This window comes from Streptomyces sp. x-19 (genome assembly GCF_046549115.1).
GTDB lineage: Bacteria > Actinomycetota > Actinomycetes > Streptomycetales > Streptomycetaceae > Streptomyces > Streptomyces albulus_C.
Genome location: NZ_JAJPWK010000001.1, coordinates 320,336 through 339,631, shown reverse-complemented (window position 1 = coordinate 339,631; position 19,296 = coordinate 320,336). Strand labels below are relative to the sequence as shown.

Annotated in this window: 21 protein-coding genes and 1 pseudogene; 7 read left to right on the top strand and 15 right to left on the bottom strand. The window is 70.0% G+C overall.

Annotation, left to right across the window (positions count from 1 at the left end):
* The first annotated feature begins 221 nt into the window (after positions 1-221).
* Both ACLJT4_RS01675 and ACLJT4_RS01670 read left to right on the top strand, forming a co-directional pair.
* The gene (locus tag ACLJT4_RS01675; RefSeq protein ID WP_411121059.1) at positions 222-1,007 is read left to right on the top strand and encodes a DUF1707 domain-containing protein; all 786 of its coding nucleotides are present in this window, start codon (positions 222-224) and stop codon (positions 1,005-1,007) included.
* Positions 1,008-1,210: 203 nt separating this feature from the next.
* On the top strand, positions 1,211-1,570 hold the full coding sequence (locus tag ACLJT4_RS01670) for a WhiB family transcriptional regulator (RefSeq protein WP_020929595.1): 360 nt from the start codon (positions 1,211-1,213) through the stop codon (positions 1,568-1,570).
* A 124-nt stretch (positions 1,571-1,694) separates the two neighbouring features.
* Here the strand turns inward: ACLJT4_RS01670 and glpX are convergent, their stop codons facing one another.
* Positions 1,695-2,726 (bottom strand): class II fructose-bisphosphatase, encoded by a 1,032-nt coding sequence (gene glpX, locus ACLJT4_RS01665; RefSeq protein ID WP_016570439.1) that lies wholly within the window; start codon positions 2,724-2,726, stop codon positions 1,695-1,697.
* 228 nt (positions 2,727-2,954) lie between these two features.
* Here glpX and ACLJT4_RS01660 point away from each other — a divergent pair, with 228 nt between their 5' ends.
* On the top strand, positions 2,955-3,491 hold the full coding sequence (locus ACLJT4_RS01660) for a DUF4245 domain-containing protein (RefSeq protein ID WP_411121058.1): 537 nt from the start codon (positions 2,955-2,957) through the stop codon (positions 3,489-3,491).
* Positions 3,492-3,688: 197 nt separating this feature from the next.
* On the opposite strand, the gene ACLJT4_RS01655 is transcribed toward ACLJT4_RS01660, so the two are convergent.
* From ACLJT4_RS01655 to ACLJT4_RS01640, 4 genes are all read right to left on the bottom strand, one after another.
* Positions 3,689-4,282: a malonic semialdehyde reductase gene (locus ACLJT4_RS01655; RefSeq protein ID WP_411120644.1), complete on the bottom strand. Its 594-nt coding sequence runs from the start codon at positions 4,280-4,282 to the stop codon at positions 3,689-3,691.
* A gap of 189 nt (positions 4,283-4,471) precedes the next feature.
* The gene (locus tag ACLJT4_RS01650) at positions 4,472-4,741 is read right to left on the bottom strand and encodes an exodeoxyribonuclease VII small subunit (protein ID WP_411120643.1); all 270 of its coding nucleotides are present in this window, start codon (positions 4,739-4,741) and stop codon (positions 4,472-4,474) included.
* Positions 4,742-4,751: 10 nt separating this feature from the next.
* Positions 4,752-6,008, bottom strand: coding sequence for an exodeoxyribonuclease VII large subunit (xseA, locus tag ACLJT4_RS01645; RefSeq protein ID WP_045788104.1), 1,257 nt, complete (start codon positions 6,006-6,008; stop codon positions 4,752-4,754).
* 117 nt (positions 6,009-6,125) lie between these two features.
* Positions 6,126-7,511, bottom strand: a complete 1,386-nt coding sequence (locus tag ACLJT4_RS01640; RefSeq protein ID WP_411120642.1) for an APC family permease — start codon at positions 7,509-7,511, stop codon at positions 6,126-6,128.
* 75 nt (positions 7,512-7,586) lie between these two features.
* Here ACLJT4_RS01640 and ACLJT4_RS01635 point away from each other — a divergent pair, with 75 nt between their 5' ends.
* Together ACLJT4_RS01635 and ppgK are read left to right on the top strand one after the other, a co-directional pair.
* Complete coding sequence (locus tag ACLJT4_RS01635) at positions 7,587-8,588, top strand: 4-hydroxy-3-methylbut-2-enyl diphosphate reductase (protein WP_411120641.1); 1,002 nt, start codon at positions 7,587-7,589, stop codon at positions 8,586-8,588.
* A 71-nt stretch (positions 8,589-8,659) separates the two neighbouring features.
* Positions 8,660-9,580, top strand: coding sequence for a polyphosphate--glucose phosphotransferase (ppgK, locus tag ACLJT4_RS01630; RefSeq protein ID WP_411120640.1), 921 nt, complete (start codon positions 8,660-8,662; stop codon positions 9,578-9,580).
* Between the two features lie 58 nt (positions 9,581-9,638).
* Here ppgK and ACLJT4_RS01625 read toward each other — a convergent pair.
* A pseudogene (locus tag ACLJT4_RS01625) lies at positions 9,639-9,932 on the bottom strand (DUF6542 domain-containing protein); the annotation flags it as partial.
* Between the two features lie 658 nt (positions 9,933-10,590).
* Between ACLJT4_RS01625 and ychF the strand changes: the two are divergent.
* Entirely contained in the window at positions 10,591-11,679 is a 1,089-nt protein-coding gene (gene ychF / locus ACLJT4_RS01620; RefSeq protein ID WP_020929592.1) for a redox-regulated ATPase YchF, read from the top strand.
* Positions 11,680-12,050: 371 nt separating this feature from the next.
* Positions 12,051-13,304, top strand: coding sequence for a hypothetical protein (locus ACLJT4_RS01615; RefSeq protein ID WP_411120639.1), 1,254 nt, complete (start codon positions 12,051-12,053; stop codon positions 13,302-13,304).
* A 65-nt stretch (positions 13,305-13,369) separates the two neighbouring features.
* Here the strand turns inward: ACLJT4_RS01615 and ACLJT4_RS01610 are convergent, their stop codons facing one another.
* From ACLJT4_RS01610 to ACLJT4_RS01570, 9 genes are all read right to left on the bottom strand, one after another.
* A complete protein-coding gene (locus ACLJT4_RS01610; protein ID WP_411120638.1) occupies positions 13,370-13,756 on the bottom strand; it encodes a glutamate ligase domain-containing protein in 387 nt (128 codons plus the stop codon).
* The gene (locus ACLJT4_RS01605) at positions 13,753-14,277 is read right to left on the bottom strand and encodes a C39 family peptidase (RefSeq protein ID WP_411120637.1); all 525 of its coding nucleotides are present in this window, start codon (positions 14,275-14,277) and stop codon (positions 13,753-13,755) included. Before ACLJT4_RS01605 ends, ACLJT4_RS01610 begins: the two co-directional genes overlap by 4 nt.
* Positions 14,278-14,314: 37 nt before the next feature.
* A complete protein-coding gene (locus tag ACLJT4_RS01600) occupies positions 14,315-15,406 on the bottom strand; it encodes an ATP-grasp domain-containing protein (protein ID WP_411120636.1) in 1,092 nt (363 codons plus the stop codon).
* Positions 15,403-16,200 carry a diaminopimelate epimerase gene (gene dapF, locus ACLJT4_RS01595; RefSeq protein ID WP_411120635.1) on the bottom strand — a complete coding sequence of 266 codons (798 nt, stop codon included), beginning with the start codon at positions 16,198-16,200 and terminating at the stop codon, positions 15,403-15,405. The genes ACLJT4_RS01600 and dapF overlap by 4 nt, the downstream gene beginning before the upstream one ends.
* Before the next feature lie 387 nt (positions 16,201-16,587).
* Complete coding sequence (locus ACLJT4_RS01590; RefSeq protein WP_411120634.1) at positions 16,588-17,130, bottom strand: NUDIX domain-containing protein; 543 nt, start codon at positions 17,128-17,130, stop codon at positions 16,588-16,590.
* On the bottom strand, positions 17,127-17,510 hold the full coding sequence (locus ACLJT4_RS01585) for a hypothetical protein (RefSeq protein WP_411120633.1): 384 nt from the start codon (positions 17,508-17,510) through the stop codon (positions 17,127-17,129). Before ACLJT4_RS01585 ends, ACLJT4_RS01590 begins: the two co-directional genes overlap by 4 nt.
* Positions 17,511-17,602: 92 nt before the next feature.
* The gene (locus tag ACLJT4_RS01580) at positions 17,603-18,445 is read right to left on the bottom strand and encodes a helix-turn-helix domain-containing protein (protein ID WP_411120632.1); all 843 of its coding nucleotides are present in this window, start codon (positions 18,443-18,445) and stop codon (positions 17,603-17,605) included.
* Between the two features lie 24 nt (positions 18,446-18,469).
* On the bottom strand, positions 18,470-18,979 hold the full coding sequence (locus tag ACLJT4_RS01575) for a DUF6879 family protein (RefSeq protein ID WP_411120631.1): 510 nt from the start codon (positions 18,977-18,979) through the stop codon (positions 18,470-18,472).
* Positions 18,957-19,220, bottom strand: coding sequence for a hypothetical protein (locus ACLJT4_RS01570; RefSeq protein WP_411120630.1), 264 nt, complete (start codon positions 19,218-19,220; stop codon positions 18,957-18,959). The genes ACLJT4_RS01575 and ACLJT4_RS01570 overlap by 23 nt, the downstream gene beginning before the upstream one ends.
* Between the last annotated feature and the right edge of the window lie 76 nt (positions 19,221-19,296).

Genomic DNA, 19,296 nt, shown 5'->3' with positions numbered 1-19,296 from the left:
CCGGTGTCCGGCCGTTGCTGTGAGGTCGGGCTCAGTCCGTGGGAGACGCGTCCGCGATCCCCTAGTCGCGATCTATCGCGTTTCGGTACGCTGGGTCCGTGGACGCTTCAGGAAACGGGGGACGACCGGGCCCCGAGACCCCGCCCGGACCGCTTGCCGCGCAGCGCGACCAGCAGGCGGTGAAACTGACCAAGGGCGAGGTGGGACCGCGGGCCGAGCCGGTGGCCGAGGCCACGGTGCCCCCGGCGGCGGCCGGGAGCGACATCCGGGCCTCGGACGCGGACCGCGACCGGGTCGCGGAGATCCTGCGGGAGGCGCTCGCCGAGGGCCGGCTGGACGCCGAGGAGCACGCCGAGCGGATCGACGCGGTCTACCGCGCCAAGACCATGGGCGAGCTGGAGCCCGTCGTACGGGACCTGCCCGCCGGCGGGGCCCGCCCGCAGCCGGAGCCCTCGCCCCGCGAGTACGGCCCCGGCGGCCAGGCCGCCGACCAGAACCTCGTCGCGATCTTCAGCGCGGCCAACCGCAAGGGCCGCTGGCGGGTCCCGCCCCGGATCAACGCGGTCGCCATCTTCGGCAGCGTGGAGATCGACCTGACCGAGGCGGTCTTCCCGCAGCAGCGGGTCCAGATCAACGTCACCTCCGTCTTCGGCAGCGTCGAGGTCCGAGTGCCGGAGAACATCACGCTGCGCAGCAGCGGCTCCGGCATCCTGGGCAGCTTCGAGGTGGAGACGCACGAGGCCGCGGACGGCGAGGCGCCCGAGGTGGACGTGCAGGGCTTCGCACTGCTGGGCAGCGTCGAGGCCAAGCCCAAGCGGGGCGCCTGGATCCGCGACCTGCGGGACCGGCTGCGCGGCGAGCGGCGCGAGTGGATGGACGAACTCCGGGCCGAACGGCACGCGCGGATGGGCGAGCTCCGGGCCGAACGGCACGCGCGGTTCGACCAGTTGCGGTCGGAGCGGCACGAGCGCCGGGAGGAGCGCCGGGACCGCCGTCGCTTCGGCTAGCCGCGCCCGGCGGTGGACGCGGGGCCGGTGCGGCGGCACGTGAGGGGCCGCCGGCCCCTCGATCGCCACGGTGTGCATAAGCCCGCGTACAGCGGGTAGGGCTGGTGCATCGTCTCTCGTACGGCTGCGGGGTGCGAAAGGCCGTGCGCAGCGAGACGGGCAAGGGTGATTTCTCTCGCCGAAGCCGTCGTCAGGAGTAGACCGTGCTGCTACCGCATCAGGCCCTGCAGGATGCCGCTGTCGTTCCGTCCCAGCGCGGGCACGCTCGCGACGAGGCCGGCCCCTGGCATGCGGAGGCGGTGTGCCGCCGGGACGAGGCCGGGTTGTTCTTCGCCCCCTCCAAGGAACCCACCGCCGCACGGCTGGCCAGGGAGGAAGCCGCGAAGCGGGTCTGCGCCCGCTGTCCGGTGATGGTCGAGTGCCGGGAGCACGCCCTGCTCCAGCCCGAGCCGTACGGCGTCTGGGGCGGGTTGACCGCCGCCGAGCGCCGGGTGGTGCTGACCCGCCGGCGGCGCCGGGAGAGTGAGTTGCAGCGGGCCGCCGCGATGCCGGCGGCCGGTTGACCCCACCCGCCGCCCGGTACGAACGCCACCGCGTCCGTACGCGTCTCGCCCCCGCCGGAAGTCGCATCCGACGGGGGCGAGTCGCGTCACCGGTCCGGGGCGGCCGGTCCGGACCGGCCGGGGGTCAGCTGGGGCGCTCGAAGTCGATCGAGCTGTAGGCACGCAGCTTCGAGAGCCGGTGCTGGGAGTCGATCTGACGGATGGTGCCGGACTTGGAGCGCATCACCAGGGACTGGGTGTAGGCGGTCTCCGCGCGGTAGCGGACGCCGCGCAGCAACTCGCCGTCGGTGATGCCGGTGGCGACGAAGAAGACGTTGTCGCCGCGGACCAGGTCCTCGATCTGCAGGACCTGGTCGAGGTCGTGGCCGGCGTCGAGGGCACGCTGGCGCTCCACGTCGTCCTTGGGCCACAACTTGCCCTGGAACGTGCCGCCCAGGCACTTCAGCGCACAGGCGGCGATGATGCCCTCGGGCGTTCCGCCGATGCCCAACAGCAGGTCCACGCCGGTCCCTTCGCGGGCCGCCATGATCGCACCCGCGACGTCGCCGTCGGCGATGAACTTGATCCGCGCGCCGGCCTCCCGGACCTCCTTGACCAGGCCCTCGTGGCGCGGCCGGTCCAGGATGACGACGGTGACGTCCTCGACCGCGGACCGCTTCGCCTTGGCGATCCGCTTGATGTTCACCGCCACCGGGGCGGTGATGTCGACGAAGTCCGCCGCCTCCGGGCCGGTGGCGAGCTTGTCCATGTAGAAGACCGCGGACGGGTCGAACATCGAACCGCGCTCGGCGACGGCCATTACGGACACCGCGTTGGCCATGCCCTTGGCGGTCAGCGTGGTGCCGTCCACCGGGTCCACGGCCACGTCGCACTCCGGGCCGGTCCCGTCGCCGACCCGCTCGCCGTTGTAGAGCATCGGGGCGTTGTCCTTCTCGCCCTCCCCGATGACCACGACGCCGTTCATCGACACGGTGTGGATCAGTGCGCGCATGGCCTTCACCGCCGCGCCGTCCGCGCCGTTCTTGTCGCCCCGGCCGACCCAGCGGCCCGACGCCATGGCACCGGCCTCGGTCACCCGGACCAGTTCCAGGGCGAGGTTGCGGTCGGGGGCCTCCGGGCTGACCTCGAGGGGGGACGGCAGATGATGCTCGGTCATCGAGCGCACCTTTCTGTACGGCGACGGCCGGATTGATGAGGGTGCTTATGACTTTATCGGTAGGTCGCGAAAATGAGCAGGGGGGCCTTCGCATGAGCAAGCCAATGGCTGGGTAGCGCCCGCGCCGGGCGGCCGACGACCGCAGAACCGTTTGCCCAGGTGAGTGGGGTCCGAGGGGGGTGCGTCCGGGTGCCGGCGGGCATAGGGGACCATAGGGACGTGGCTGGTATGCGAGGCAGGCAAAGAGTGGCGGACATGGTCCTGTCGCTGGCGGTGATCGGCGTCCTGGTCGGGGCGATCTACTTCTTCATCCCGCACGACGACAGCGCGACCGCGGAGAAGAACGCGGTCCAGACCGTCGACACCCGCGTCGAGATCATCACCGCCCGGCGCGCCGCCCCGTACCCGGTCGCCGCGCCCGAGGGCCTGCCCAAGGGCTGGCGGCCCACCTCCGTCTCCTACGAGGCCAGCAACGACGGCAAGGGCGGCGCCTGGCACCTGGGGATGCTCGACCCGGAGCAGCAGTACGCGGCCATCGAGCAGAGCGACGCACCGGCCAAGCAGTTCATCCAGGACGTCACGCTGGGCGCCGCCAAGGTCGAGGGCCAGCAGGCCGTCGGCAGCAAGAAGTGGGACCGCTACCAGGGCGACACCTACAAGGCGCTGGTCCACCAGGAGCCCGGGGTGACCACGGTCGTCACCGGCACCGCGCCGTACGGGCGGCTGGCCGAACTGGCCGCGGCCCTGGTGGCGAAGAAGGGCTGAGCCCGAAGGCGTCCTCGCGGCCGGGCCGTCGAGCGGTGGTCGGGCCGCCGGTGCGCGGTCGCTCGCGGACCGGCGGCCCGGGAGGCCCGCCCAGCCCGCCCCGGTGGCGGCGGAGCATGCCCCGTTCGCCCGGCAATGCCGGAAGGCCGCCGCACCCAGCCGGGTGCGGCGGCCTTCTCGCGTCGGGCCGGGGTGGCTCAGACGGTGGCGGTGGCCTCGTCGAAGGACAGGCGCGGCGAACGCGGGAAGAACGCGTCCGCGCCCGGCTTGCCGAGGTTGATGACGAGGAAGGACTTCTGCTTGCCGTCGCCGAAGAACTCCTTGTCGACGCCGGAGAAGTCGAAGCCGGTCATCGGGCCGGCGGCCAGACCGGCGGCGCGGATGCCCAGGATGAAGTAACCGGCCTGGAGGGTGGCGTTCTGGGTGCCGGCGACCTCACGGACCGCGGCCTCCGAGAAGAAGCTGTCCTTGACGCCGGGGGCGTGCGGGAAGAGCCGCGGCAGCTTCTCGTGGAAGTCCAGGTCGACGGAGAGGATCACGGTCAGCGGCGCGGCCAGGGTCTTCGGGCCGTTGGCGCCCATGGCGTGCGCGACCAGGCGCTTACGGGCGTCCTCGGAACGGACCAGGGTGATCCGCAGCGGAGACTGGTTGAACGCGGTCGGGGCGTACTTCACCAGGTCGTAGATGGCCTGGACCTGCTCGTCCGTGACCGGCTCGTCCGTGAACGTGTTGGCGGTCTGGGCCTCACGGAACAGGAGGTCCTGAGCGGCGGCGTCAAGGGCGAGAGACATCAGGGGCACCTCGGGGCTTCAGGTGGGTTACAGAGCTTGAGACTTCGCTGTCTACGGGAGCCACTCTAACCCGGATAGATTAAAGTTCAACTAACGGGTGGAAAGTGTGAGTGGCTTCACAAGACGGGAACGGCCTTCCGAGATTCGGAAGACCGTCCCTGCGGCCGGGAAACGTCGGGCCGCGCGCCGCTATTCCTGCTCCGCCGCTTCGTCGGCCCCCGAACCCTCGGCCAGCGCCGCGTCCAACCGCGCCCGGGCCCCGTCCAACCAGCGGCGGCAGACCTTCGCCAGCTCCTCGCCGCGCTCCCACAGGGCCAGCGACTCCTCCAGCGTCGTGCCGCCCACCTCCAGCCGGCGGACGACGTCGATCAGCTCGTCGCGCGCCTGCTCGTAACCGAGGGGGGACTCCACCGGCGCCGCCTCGGCCGCCCCGTCCACCACGTCATCCGTCTTCGCCATGTCTCCCACCCTATGAGTCCGCCCCGTGCGGCACCGGCCGGTCGGCAGCGGCATCCGGGGCCGCGGTCACCCGCACCCGGAACGCGCCCTCGGCCACCCTGGCCCGCAGCTCTTCGTCCACCGCCACCTCGGCCGGCGTGCGCACCGCCGTCCCGTCCGGCTTCTGCAGCACCGCGTAGCCGCGCTGCAACGTCGCCTTGGGAGAGAGCGCCACCACCCGCGCCAAGGTGTGCACCAACTCCGAATCCGCCCGGTCCAGCAGATGCCCGAGCGTCCGCCGGCCGCGCTCCAACAGGGCGGTGACCTGCTCCTCGCGCTCCTCGACCATCCGCTGCGGACGCTGCATCGACGGGCGGTGCAGCGCCGCCGTCAGGCCCCGCTCCTCGCGGTCCAGGAAACCGCCGAGCGCGCGCCGGGCCCGCTCGCGGAGCTGGTGGACCCGCATCAGCTCCTCGCCGACGTCCGGCACCACCTTCTTCGCCGCGTCCGTCGGTGTGGAGGCGCGCAGGTCGGCCACCAGGTCCAGCAGCGGGGCGTCCGGTTCGTGGCCGATCGCCGAGACCACCGGGGTGCGCGCCTCGGACACCGCCCGGACCAACTGCTCGTCGGAGAACGGCAGCAGGTCCTCCACACTGCCGCCGCCGCGCGCCACGATGATCACGTCCACCTCGGGCAGCGCGTCCAGCTCCTGCACCGCGGCGATGACCTGGGGCACCGCGTGCACCCCCTGCACCGGGACGTTGCGCACCTCGAAGCGGACCGCCGGCCAGCGGTGCCGGGCGTTCTCCAACACGTCGCGCTCGGCGGCGCTGGCCCGGCCGCAGACCAGCCCGATCAGCTGCGGCAGGAACGGCAGCGGCCGCTTGCGCTCCGCCGCGAACAGCCCCTCCGCGGTCAACGCCCGCTTCAGCTGCTCCAGCCTGGCCAGCAGCTCCCCGACGCCGACCGGCCGGATCTCGGCGGCCCGCAACGACAGCTGACCGCGCGGCGCGTACCACTCCGGCTTGGCGTGCACCACCACCCGGGCGCCCTCGCTCACCACCTCGGCGACCTTGTCGAAGACCTGGCGGTAGCACGTCACGCTCACCGAGATGTCGTGCGACGGATCGCGCAGCGTGAGGAACACCACGCCCGCCCCCGGCCGCCGCGAGAGCTGGGTGATCTGCCCCTCGACCCACACCGCGCCGAGCCGGTCGATCCACCCGCCGATGAGCCGGGACACCTCGCCGACCGGGATCGGCGCTTCCGGAGACGTAGAGACAGCCATACGAGCGAGAGTAGCGGCGGCCACTGACAGTGGCGGGCGTCTCGCCGTCGGTCGCGCCGGCCGGCGCGACGCGGTGCCGCCGGACGGGGTGCCGCCCGGACCGTCCGGCCCCCGCCCCTAGGCGTCGGACGGTGCGGACCGCGCCTTCAGGTACTGCACCGCCAGCACCACCAGACCCACCAGCAGCCAGACGCCGCCCACGGCCTGTGCGGTCCGCGACGCCTCGACGATCACGGCGACCACCACCGCCAGTCCCACCAGCGGCACCACCACATGGCGCAGCACGCTCGGCGCCGCCGCCCGCCGCCGCACCCGGAACCAGCCGATCACCGAGGCGTGCAGCAGTCCGAACGCGGTCAGCGCGCCGACGTTCACGATCGACGACAGCTGGTCCAGACCGTCGTCCCGGGTGGCCGCCCAGACCGCCGCCACCAGCGTGACCGAAGCCGCCCCCAGCAGCGCCCGACGGGGCACCCCGCTGCCGGCGTCCACTTTCGCGATCGCCCTCGGCAGCCGCCGGTCCCGGGCCATCGCGAACAGCAGCCGGCCGGCCGCGGCCTGCCCGGCCAGCGCCGCGAACGCCGCCCCGATCGCCTTGCTCACCGCCACCAGGTCGTGCAGCCAGCCCCCCACCGCGGCATCCACCGTCGTGTAGAAGGCGGCCCCCTGCTCGCCCGGCCGGGCGGCCAGCTCCGCGGCGCTCATCGGGGCCAGCAGCGCCGCCAGGTACGTCTGCACGGCGAACAGCACCCCGGCCGCCACCAGGCACGTCACCACGGCCCGCGCCACCAGGCGCGAACCGCCGGAAGCCTCCTCCGCGAACGACGCGATCGCATCGAAGCCCAGGTAGGACAGCACCGCCACCGACACCGCCGCCAGCACCGCGTCCAGGGAGAAACCGCTCTCGCCGGTCAGCGGCACCGCCCAGCCGCGCTGCGCCCCGTGCGCCACCAGCGTCCACACCGCCGCCACCACGAAGACCACCAGCACCACGACCTCCAGCGCCAGCACCGCGAACCCGACCACCGCCGCGGTCCGCACCCCCCACAGGTTCAGCAGCGTGGTGACCACCACCGCGAGCGCCGTCCACACCCACTGGTGGACCTGCGGCACCAGGGCGTGCAGCGCGATCCCGGAGAACAGGTACGCCACCGCAGGGATCAGCAGGTAGTCCAACATCGCCATCCACCCGGCGACGAACCCCGCCCCCTCGCCCAGCCCGACCCGCGCGTACGCGTAGACCGAACCGGCCTTCGGCACGACCTGCACCATCTGGGCGTACGAGTAGGCCGTGAAGGCCATCGCCACCGTGGCGACGACGTAGACGCTGGTGATCGCCCCGTGCGAGGTGGCCTGGAGGGTGCCGAAGATGCCCACCGGCGCCATCGGGGCGATGAACAACAGCCCGTAGACCACCAGGTCCCGGAACGACAGCGTCCGCCGCAGCGCTCCGGTGCCGCCGCGCGCCCCCTCGTCCACGGTCGCGCCGTCCGTACCCGGCATTCCGCCTCCTCACCCGTGCTCCCCCTCAGTCTGGGCCACCGGCGCGATCACGCCCCGCCGGGGCGCGGCCTTACGATGGGACCCATGTCTGCTACTCCCGGTCCGCAGCCCAGCCGCAAGGTCCTCCTCGCCGCCCCCCGTGGCTACTGCGCGGGCGTGGACCGCGCCGTGATCGCCGTCGAGAAGGCCCTTGAGCAGTACGGCGCCCCGGTCTACGTGCGCCACGAGATCGTCCACAACAAGTACGTGGTGAAGACCCTGGAGAAGAAGGGCGCCATCTTCGTCGAAGAGACCGAGGAGGTGCCCGAGGGCAACATCGTCATCTTCTCCGCGCACGGCGTCGCCCCGGTCGTCCACGACGAGGCCAAGCGCGGCAAGCTCGCCACCATCGACGCGACCTGCCCCCTGGTCACCAAGGTCCACAAGGAAGCCGTCCGCTTCGCGGACGAGGACTACGACATCCTCCTGATCGGCCACGAGGGCCACGAGGAGGTCGTCGGCACCAGCGGCGAGGCCCCCGAGCACATCCAGCTCGTCGACGGCCCCAAGGACGTCGCGAACGTCGAGGTCCGCGACCCGGACAAGGTCGTCTGGCTCTCCCAGACCACGCTCTCCGTGGACGAGACCATGGAGACCGTCGACGCCCTCAAGGGCCGCTTCCCCAACCTCCTCTCGCCGCCCAGCGACGACATCTGCTACGCCACCCAGAACCGCCAGATCGCGGTCAAGCAGATGGGCGCCCAGGCCGACCTCGTCATCGTCGTCGGCTCGCGGAACTCCTCGAACTCCAAGCGCCTGGTCGAGGTCGCCCTCGGCGCCGGCGCCAGCGCGTCCCACCTGGTCGACTACGCGGGCGAGATCGACGAGGCGTGGCTCGACGGCGTGCACACCGTCGGCGTCACCTCCGGCGCCTCGGTCCCCGAGATCCTGGTCGACGGCGTCCTGGAATGGCTCGCCGCCCGCGGTTTCGAGGACGTCGAGACGGTCACCGCCGCCAAGGAGTCCATCACCTTCTCGCTGCCCAAGGAGCTCCGCCGCGACCTGCGCTCCGAGGCCCGGTCCGCCGTCGAGGACTGACCGACCACCGCCCGCCCGCCGTCTTCGCCGTACCGGGGGCGGCGGGCGCGGTACGCGCCTAGCCTTTTCCCATGAGGGTCTTCGGTGTGGACATCGGCGGATCGGGCATCAAAGGCGCCCCGGTCGATCTCGAACGCGGCGAACTCGCCGACGAGCGCTACAAGGTACTGACCCCGCATCCGGCCACCCCCGAGGCGGTCGCCGACTGCGTCAAGGACGTCGTCGACCACTTCGGCTGGACCGGACCGGTCGGGGCGACCTTCCCCGGCGTGGTCACCGGCGGGATCACGCGCACCGCCGCCAACGTCGACAAGCACTGGATTGGCACGGACGCCGCCGCCCTGCTCACCGACCGGGTCGGCGGCGGCGCCGGCGGCTGCCCGGTCACCCTGCTCAACGACGCGGACGCCGCGGGCCTCGCCGAGATGCGGTTCGGCGCCGGCCGGGACCGCACCGGCACCGTCATCGTCCTCACCTTCGGCACCGGCATCGGCAGCGCCGTCTTCACCGACGGCCGGCTGATCCCCAACACCGAGCTCGGCCACCTGGAACTGCACGGCCACGACGCCGAGAAGCGCGCCTCCACCAAGGCCAAGGAGGACGAGGAGCTGAACTGGCAGCAGTGGGCGCACCGGGTCCAGAAGTACCTCGCCCACGTGGAGATGCTCCTCTCGCCCGCCCTGTTCGTGATCGGCGGCGGGGTGAGCCGCAAGGCGGAGAAGTTCCTGCCGCTGATCGAGGGGATCAGGGCCGAGATCGTCCCGGCGCGGCTCCAGAACAACGCGGGCATCGTGGGGGCCGCGATGGCCGCCCAGGCCGCACGGACCGGGGCGCCGCCTACTGCCGAGCCACCTGCCGCGGACGGCTCCCCGGCCGGGAACGGTGCGGGGCCCGCGGCACGGATCCGTCCGGCCGAGGGGCCGTCGCCCGCGGACCGGGCCCCGAGCGCCGCTGTCGACTCACCGGTCGGCTGGCCCGACGCCGGGCGATGAGCAGCGCCTTGCGGACCAGTACCACCAGCCCGCAGACGAGCGTGCCCCCGTAGAGCCAGCCGGCGTTCAGGGCGAGCACCGTGAACACCCCGATCAGCAGCCCGGGAAAGCCCGCCTGGCCGTGCTGCACCGGCACCGTGCCGACGGCGAACGCGATCGGCAGCGCGACCGGGGCGGCGACCAGGTCGTACGGCCGCACCCACGCCCCGGCCGCCACGCTGACCAGCAGGAAGAAGACGCCGTACGCGGACTGCGCCCCGCCCAGCAGCCAGCGGTCCACGAAGCCGAAGGCCAACAGGGCGAAGGTGGCCAGCAGCCCGCAGCCCAGACCGGTGAGCTTGGCGGCGGGCATCCGGCGGGCCAACGAAGCCACGGGGGCGGGCGCCGGGGGCCGCCGCGGGCCGGCCCGGTAGACGGCCGCGACCTCGTCGCCGTCGGCCGGCGGCCCCACGGCGGGCCGCGGCATCCGCTCGCCGCCCGCCGAGATCGGCGGCCGGACCGGCGTCGCCCGGAACTCGCCGGGCGCGGGGGCGTAGCCGCGGGCGGTGACCTCGGTGCCGGCCGGCACGGAGGCGTAGCCGGACGCCCGCATCGCGGACAGGAAGGCGTCGTCGGGATCGGGGGCCACGGCCTCCGCGGGGCGCGGGAGCCGGGCGTCCTGCCCCGCGTCCGGGCCACCGCCGTACGGCCGGCCGGGCTGGGGCGTGCGCGCTTCGGGTTCCTCCACGTGTTGCTCCACTCGGCAACGGTAGGCCGCTAAGTGGGATTAATCGGTCATGAGACACGCACTTTGACCTACCTTGGGGGCTCCGTTAAGCGGCCCGGCGCACGCCACCGGAGCGCGCGGGGCGACGGACGCGGTCCTCGGGGCCGACTCCGGGCCGCCCGGCACGGCGGGACCCGCCCAGTAGACTGGTGGATCGGCCCCACCCCGCCCGGCCCGGTCCCACCGACCGGCCCCGGGGAGCGGCCCGCCCTTCGCCCACCTCCAGCTCCGGGAAGTCGCCACCGTGTCGCTCACGATCGGAATCGTCGGTCTGCCCAATGTCGGCAAGTCGACCCTGTTCAACGCCCTGACCAAGAACGACGTGCTGGCGGCCAACTACCCGTTCGCCACCATCGAGCCGAACGTCGGCGTGGTCGGCGTCCCCGACCCCCGCCTCGCCAAGCTCGCCGAGATCTTCGGCTCCGCGCGGGTGCTGCCCGCCACCGTCGACTTCGTCGACATCGCCGGCATCGTCCGGGGCGCCTCCGAGGGCGAGGGCCTGGGCAACAAGTTCCTCGCCAACATCCGCGAGTCGGACGCGATCTGCCAGGTCATCCGCGCCTTCAAGGATGAGAACGTCGTCCACGTCGACGGCAAGGTCTCGCCCAAGAACGACATCGAGACCATCAACACCGAGCTGATCCTCGCCGACCTCCAGACCATCGAGAAGGTCCTGCCCCGCCTCCAGAAGGAGTCGCGGATCAAGAAGGACGTCGCCCCGAAGGTCAAGGCCGTCGAGGAGGTCAAGGCCATCCTGGAGGAGGGCCGCACCCTCTTCGCCGCCGGCTTCGTCCAGGGCACCGAGAAGACCGAGCTGCTCCACGACCTCCACCTCCTCACCACCAAGCCCTTCCTCTACGTCTTCAACGTCGACGAGGAAGAGCTCACCGACGAGGACTTCAAGAACGAGCAGCGCGCCCTGGTCGCCCCGGCCGAGGCGATCTTCCTCAACGCCAAGCTGGAGGCCGACCTCGCCGAGCTGGACGACGCCGAAGCCCTGGAGCTCCTGCAGTCCGTCGGCCAGGAGGAGCCCGGCCTTGCCACCCTCGCCCACGTCGGCTTCGACACCCTCGGCCTGCAGACCTACCTGACCGCCGGCCCCAAGGAAACCCGGGCCTGGACGATCAAGAAGGGCGCCACCGCCCCCGAAGCCGCCGGCGTCATCCACACCGACTTCCAAAAGGGCTTCATCAAGGCCGAGGTCATCTCCTTCGCCGACCTGGTCGAAACCGGCTCGGTGGCCGACGCCCGCTCCGCCGGCAAGGCCCGCATGGAGGGCAAGGAGTACGTGATGCAGGACGGGGATGTGGTGGAGTTCCGCTTCAACGTGTAGCGGGTGACATAGCACGGCAGTCCTGATCTGGCAAACATGCAGGTCAGATGGGGTCCACCCCTCCGGGGGTGGGCCCCTGGTTTTTTCCCGTGCTGACTTGGTGCTGACCTGAGAGCACCCCTCGGCACCCCTCCGCATCCCTCCTGTGCTGACTTGGTGCTGACTTCGGGGGCCCTCTCGGGAGCTGACATCCCATCGACAGCGGGTGCCGCAACCGCCGCCGGATGTATCTACCACCGGCCTCCGGAACGACAACCAAACCTGCCCGGTACGGCCCAGGTAGGAAGCGGGCATACCCATTGGATCGAACAGGCGTTCGCATGTTCTACTCGTGGAATCGACCGTTCCGTCTGAGGTGGGGGAGCCGCGCTGTGCCCAGGGTGATCAGTGATTCAGAGCAGGTATCGAGCAGTCCGTTCGGACGGTTGCTGGCTATCCCTGCCAAGGGCCAGCCGCAACGGAAGCAGGCCATTGGCGCGTATCTCGGGTTGGCTGTTGCCCTCGCAACGGCGTCCGGATTTGCGACTCTGGACGTGAATCACGGGTCCGACACGAGGCGGGCTACAGCAGCTTCGGCAGATGACGTGAAGCTCCACGGGGACGCCTATAGCGAGACCCCGAAGGAGGGGTACGACTCCACGTACTTCGATGGCGCTGGCGGAATTGCCGGCATTCCTCTCACCGAGGAACAGCGGGCGGCGCTGATCAAGGAAGCTAAGCGCCGGGGGATGAGCGAAGGCGACGCCTACGCACTGGCCTACGGAGACGGTTCAGTGGTTAGGCACACGCCGGACGGTAAGCCCCTTGTCGACACAAGCCATGTAGTCCTGGCCCAGGGTCCAATCTTCAAGCGGCTGACGCAGAGCGAACAGGAACAGCAGTCGCTTACGCCCGCCGACGAGCCCGCCGCGTCCTCGGACGTTGTGGCCCAGTTCGGCGGGCAGTCGACGGGCCCCACGTCGAAGCCGAAGCCGAAGGGGTCCGCCAAAGCCAAGCCAGCGCCGGGGCGGACGACGGTGGCAGAAGGCGCGAGTCGGCCGACGCCCTACTACACGGACGGTCGCGTCGACCTGAACGGCAACAGCCCCGAGCCGAACGCGCTCAGTGACGAGCTGCACGACTTCCTTCCCGACCCTCTCGACGAGATGCTGTCGACCTTGACGCCCTTCAGCGCCTGGATCGGGGACCTCTCAGCGCCCGGCACGAGCCCCGACATCTCCGTGCAGCCCCAGCCGGACGGCGGTCTGACGATGACTTGCGTGACCCAGGTGAGCGACGACATCACCGTGACGGCTCACGTGGTGGCTCCGCCGGCCGACGCCGATGTGCAGCCCACGGTGGCCGTCACGGTCACGGACTCCGATACGGGGCAGGTTCTCTCGGCGTCGCAGCCGCAGGCCGCAGACAGCCTCGACGACGTTCCGCGGGTTGCCATCGGCGAGGTGGTCGACGCGGTGATCTCGGCCTCCGACACGACGCACGAAGCGGATGACGCGCACCTGGCCGATGCTGTCCAGGAGAGCGGCGAGGACGCCCTCGACGCGCTTCCCCCTGTGGCGGAGGGCGGAACGCCCCCGCTGCCTGCCACGGGGGAAGCGGACAGCAGGGGCGAGACTGAGGGTTAGCGCCGGTCCGGCCCAGCAGGGGCTCAGGGCTTCGGACGCGGGGCCCTGAGCCGGTGGCTCGCTACTCAGAAGCCGGTGACCGGCTGGCCGGTGAGGCGCTGGGCGACTTGCCAGAGCATCCCGCTCCGCGATGCCTTCACGAGTACCTTGTCGCCAGGGCGAAGGATCTTTTCGAGGAAGGCCGCAGCGGTCTCGTTGTCGGCGACCATCGCGATCTCGGGTACTCCGGCCGCGCCCGCGTAGAGGACGAGTTGCTTCACCATGTCGCCGCCGACCCCGATCACGATGTCGATGCCGAACTCACCAGCCATGCGGCCGACCGATCGGTGCGCTTCCACGGCTTCCTCGCCCAACTCCAGCATCTCGCCTAGTACGGCGATCGTCCGGCCGCCCTCCAGCTTGACCGCCGTGTCGGTCACGTCGGTGGCGGCGGGGCCGTCTGCCTCGGTCATGAGGGGTCTCCGTGAATCAGGGGCGCGAAGGTGATCGCGCGGCCGGTGTAAGAGTGGGCCAGGCGGCTGAGCGGGACGTGTCCATGCGTCTGACCCCACCTCGACGGGTCTCGGAAGTGGATCGTCGGGTCTGGGCCGTCTTCATATCCGCGAAGGATGACGAGGTGACCACCTGAGCGCCCGTCTTCGGGGAACTGCTCGGTCACAGACGCGATGAGCGGCGCATCGTCCAGCCTTGCGGGCAGATCCTCGACGGGTAGGGGCTCTGCGGTCGACGGAACTCCTAGTTCGGCGGCCAGGCGGGCGATTCCTGCGTGGAGTGCTCCGCGCGGGGTCAGGATCTCGCCCTTGACCGCGAGTTTGAGGAGTTCCGTGACCGTGGGCGCCTCCTGCCCATAGGCGAGGAGGATCATCCGCAGCGATGCCAGGCCGCACGCCCGGTTGGACCATTCGGTCCTGTCCCCGAGGGCCCAGCCCCCGTGTAGATCCCACTCGGCGGGGTCGATGAGCTGTCGGCACATGGGGACATCGTGGACGCGCGGCACAGCGGGCTGGCTCCTACGGTGAGACGGCAGCCTCCCGAGTCGACATGGTGCTGGAGAACGCGGGAGTGGGCAGGGGGACATCGTACGGCCGCCGGGCGAGCGCCTCGTGAAGCATCGCCAGGACGACATCCGTGTGCGTGAAGCCGAGCGTGGCGGCGCCCACGGCGAAGTTCGAGTCTCGCGACATGCCGGGGGTGGGGTTGACCTCCAGCGCGTACGGCTGGCCCTCCGGGGTGAGCATGAAGTCGATGCGAGCCGAGCCGCGCAGTTCGAGTCCGTCCCACAGGGTCTTGACCTGCTGGGTGACCTCCCCCAGAACCTCGGGAGGCAGGTCCGCGACCCGCACGGCGACAGCGCCTCGGGAGTCAACGTCGAGCTTGGTGTCGGCGTCATAGAACTCGGCGTCGGTGGCCTCTGTCGCCAGCGGAGGGAAGATAGCGACGGAGCCGCCGGGCAGCTCCAGTAGCCCCACGGTCAGGGGAGTGCCCGTCACGTACTCCTCGACGAGCACGGCATCGCCCGTCTTGCCCGCTGCGTCGGTCAGTGCGCGCCCGAATTCGGCCTGCTCGCGTACGAGGCTCATTCCGACGCTGGAGCCCCCCAAGGGCGGCTTCACCATTACGGGACGCCCGCTCCAAGTGGCCGGGCCGCCGGACCATACCGACCAGCCGGGGGTGGGCACCCCCAGGCTGAGCATCACCCTCTTGCAGAGGATCTTGTCGGCGGCCACCGCCGACGCCGAGACCCCGCTCCCGCAGTACGGCACGCGGAGGTAGTCGAGGAGTCCCTGCAAGCGTCCGTCCTCCCCGTACGGGCCGTGCAGATTGGAGAGGGCCACGTCATACGAGGCCAGCTCCTCGATGAAGCTCGACTCGCAGGGGTTGAGCACGGTCCAGCGGGCGCCGATCTCGTCCAGGGCCTCGGACAGGGCGGTCACGGAGCGCTGGTCGACGGGGCACTGCGAGTGGTAGAGCTGGTCCTCGTCGGACACCGGGCCGTAGATGAGGGCGACGTTGAGTCCCTGCCGGTTGCGTCCCCAGGCGCGGAGGTCGTGGATGACCTTCTGCGTCGTCGGGTCCGTGACGGGATTGAGGAAGTTGGTCATGCGAGCACCCCTTCGAAGGTGTGGGTAACGGGGCCGCCGACCCATTGGGTTCGGCGCGGTCGGTCTTCGTGAGGCCGGACCGTGAGCGGCTCCCCGGCGCGGTTGTGAACGGTGACGGGGCGCGGGGAGACCAGGCCGCGCATGGTCGCGATGACGACGGCCGCCACGGCTCCGCTGCCGCACGACAGCGTTTCCGCCTCGACCCCGCGTTCGTAGGTGCGGATCTTGAGGGCCTGGTTGCCGGCCGACTGGACGAAGTTGACGTTCGTGCCGAGCGGCGCAAGGTCGGCGTGGTGGCGGACGAGGCGGCCGACGAGTTCGGCGTCGATCGCATCCACGTCGTCTACGACGGCGACGACGTGTTCCGTGCCGGTGTGCGCACTGTCGAACCACGTCGGCTTGTTGTTGATCATCGTGTTGAGGCGGCGTGGGTGGATGGCGCCGACCTCGGCCGTGACCCACACCCCGTCGTCGCTCACGACCGCCTGGTGCTCCACTCCGGCCATGTGGAGGGTCATCTCCGTGAAGCCATGGTCGCGGTGCGCAGCCCAAGCGGTGCACCGTAAGGCGTTGCCGCACATGGTGGCGACGGAGCCGTCTGCGTTGAAACAGGCGACTTCGAGGACGGCAGGATCGCTGGCGATCAACCTGTTGATGACCAGTCCGTCAGCGCCGACTCCGGTCCTTCTCGCGCAGAGCCGCTCAGCCTCCTTGGCCCAGTCCTTCTCGGGGCCGAGGTCGATGGCGGGGAAGACGAAGTCGTTCCCAGCGCCGTGGATCTTGCGAAAGCGCATGGCGAAGCTCCTCGTGTGAGGTGGGGTAGCTCAGATGGAAGGGTCGAGACGTGAGGCAGTCAGCGGTACTCGGCCTGGCGGTAGATGGTGAGCGCCCTGTCCATGACCAGCGGGAGATGGCCGGAGAAGATCAGGACCCGCCGCCCTGCTATGCCGGTGGAGCGCATGTCTTGCACCATCAGGTACGAGTCATCGAGGTAGACGAAGTCTCCAACTCGGACATCACTCGGCTGCCGGGTTGCGGGGACGGTCCCGATGGGCGGTGGAGGTATGGAGGGCGTAGTCGCCTGCTTGCGCTCGTACATCAGCCCCTCCAGATGCCGAGGGCGATGGCGCCGCCCAGCGCCAGGACGCAGGCCACGTAGAGGATTTGGTGTGTCAACTGGCTCACGAGGCGCCGACCGAGGGGTCACGAAGCCGGTTGCGGACAGGCCGAATGCCGATGTCGTTCGGAGGCACCCATGCGGCTGCGCCCGTTTCGATCGCCGAAGGGAACACGGCGCCCGAGTGGGCGCGGAACAGGTACCGGAAGCCGACCCGAAGCCGGGGCCCGTACCGATGCTGGCCCGGCCGGGTCACGTCGATCAGGAATGGGCCCTCGGCACCCGGAACGGTCCACACGTCCCGTATGCCGACCTCCTCGGTGAGGAGCCGGAGAGCCGCGCCGCTGAGGGTCTCGTCCTGTTCCTCGGGCTCCGCCTCGGCGAGGGCGAACCCGCCACGGTGCCGCAGGCTGAGGACGTGCCCACTCTCGTTCACTACGAGGGCGCCCGTGGTTATGACCGGGCAGCGTTCCGCATGCGTGCAGACGCGATGAGAGGTGTGATCGCGAGCCGCGTCGTACAGCGGCATCAGCGCCATCTCCTCGGCGGGGTGCTCGTTGAGGTAGCGCGACAACTCCCTGACGACATGGCCCACCTCGACGGTCACGGCGCACTCACCCCCTCCTGCTCGGCGTAGATCCAGAGCAGGCGTCGTGCGACCAGGGCGGTGTCGCGGAGGTAGATGAAGACGCCGAAGGCCGGCGTTTCGTTGGTGGGGCGCGTTCCGTGCTCGATCAGCGTGCGTCCCTGTCGGCACAGCCGCCGTACGTCCTGGTCTTCGGCCTGCCCGAGGTCCAGATTCAGGAGGCTGCTCAGGTGTCGCACGAGGAGCGGCAGGGACGCATCCATGTCCTCGCGGGTGGTGGTGCCCATCTTCATCGCGAGGACGAGTTCGGTCCGATCCGAAATTCCCTCTACGTCGATGGTGGGATCAACCGCCGTGCAGTCGGCCACCCGAGGAGACTTGCCGATACTTGCCAACGCCATCACGTCCCTCCCTGGCACGTTTTGGAACCGTGCGCATAACCGTAGGGAGGGGGGTGAGAATAACTCCAGGAGTGTGCCGGAACTTGCCAGACTCAGTCGAGTGAATTGATGGCCCTGGTGATGATGTCGCGCGCAGCGTGGCCATGAACGGCGAGGTTAGCCAGGTCGGTAAAGGTCTCCACGTACATGGCTACCTCGTGCCTTTGCACGACGCTTAGGTGAGCGGAGACAAGCTCGACCTTCACGGTGTGGTCGTCAAAGAGGAAGAACCCTTCGACGGGCATGAACGGCCGTTCGACGTCTCGGGGGATGATCCCAATGCTCACCGTGGGCAGAGCCATCACCGTGAGCAGGTAGCCGAGCTGTCCGGCCAGGACTGCCGGCCCGCCGACGCGGTGATATAGGGCGTCCTCTTCCAGGAGGATAGAGAACTGGTGATTGCCGTAGACGATCTTCTGCTTTTCGACACGGACTTCGACCGCCGAGTCAATGTCATCGGCGAGGCCGCGGCGGTCACGAATCGAAGTCAGCAGCGCCTTGATATACGAGGCGGTTTGCACAGGCCCAGGGATCAGCCAAGGCGAATAGAAGCGGAACCGCTGAGTGCGCTCCCAGAGCGGCAGGACGGACCGCTGAGCCCAGGTGAGACCGTCGCGCTCCATGTCGCCCCACTCGACGTACATGCCCTCGATGCCCTGGGCCGTCGAGACCAGATCCTCGGCCTGGTCGTCCGCTCCACACCCTCGGCACCAATCACGAAGATCGCGCTCCGAGGGCGCACGTGTGCCGCTCTCGAAGCGCGAAGCCTTCGACTCATGCCACCCGATGTTCTGCGCCAGGGCACGTTTTGTAAGCCCGGCCGCTTTCCGGATCTCACCCAAGCGGCGCCCGAGCGCTTTACGTGCTTCTTGGACGCTCGAAGACGCCGGTTCCATTTCTCGGTGACAGTCCTATGTGTTTCAGTGTGCGAACTCTGCGTGAGGTGTGGCCTTCTTCCAGACGGCTTCGAAGGCAGACTCGCAGAGCTTTGCGACTTCCGGGTCCTCGGTGAGTTCCGGTTCGGTGGGTTCGCCTTCTCCGTCGAAATGATTGACGTACACGAGGCTGGAGTCGAACAACCAGAAGTCGTTGCCCGGAAGAGCGATTCCGGTGGCGCTTCGCCGCGAGAGCCAGCGCACATCCTCGCCCGCTGCGATATTCAAACCGTCCGTCACGTCGTACTCGAAACGGATGTATTCGCTTACGGGAGTCGAAACGACGCGCGCCCGACGAATCTCGACGCCGCGTGCCACGGCTTCGCTGACGATTTCGTGCCAGGCACCCCACCGCTGAGCGGGGTCGATAGGCACGCCGGCCTTCCAGTCGATGAAAGCCGAGTCCGTCTTGGAGTAGGCGTCTCGCGTCTCCAGGTGGACAGCACTCCTCTGGCAGTCGCGGAACAGCTCCCTAAACGTCGGGGCCGCTGCCATCCTTCTCCACCTCCGGGTCGGTGTCCGCGCCCTTCCTGTCCTGCTCAAGGAAGAACTGAACCATGTAGCGCGGGATCTCGACGACCCCCTCGTGGGCGGGGATGCTCATCTGCTTGAGCCGCTTTTCGTCCTCGACGTTGAAGCCCTGGACCAGGTAACGGTCCGTCTCCTCGTCCAGGTACACGGTCGGGCTGTTGCCGTCCGGGCTGTTCGGGTCCTTGCCGAGCATACGCAGCGCCATGATGCCCTCCTCATGAGGTCGGTGTCGCCCTACGTGCCCGATCCTGCCCGAAGCGTTGGCGTCGCGTCGAGAAACT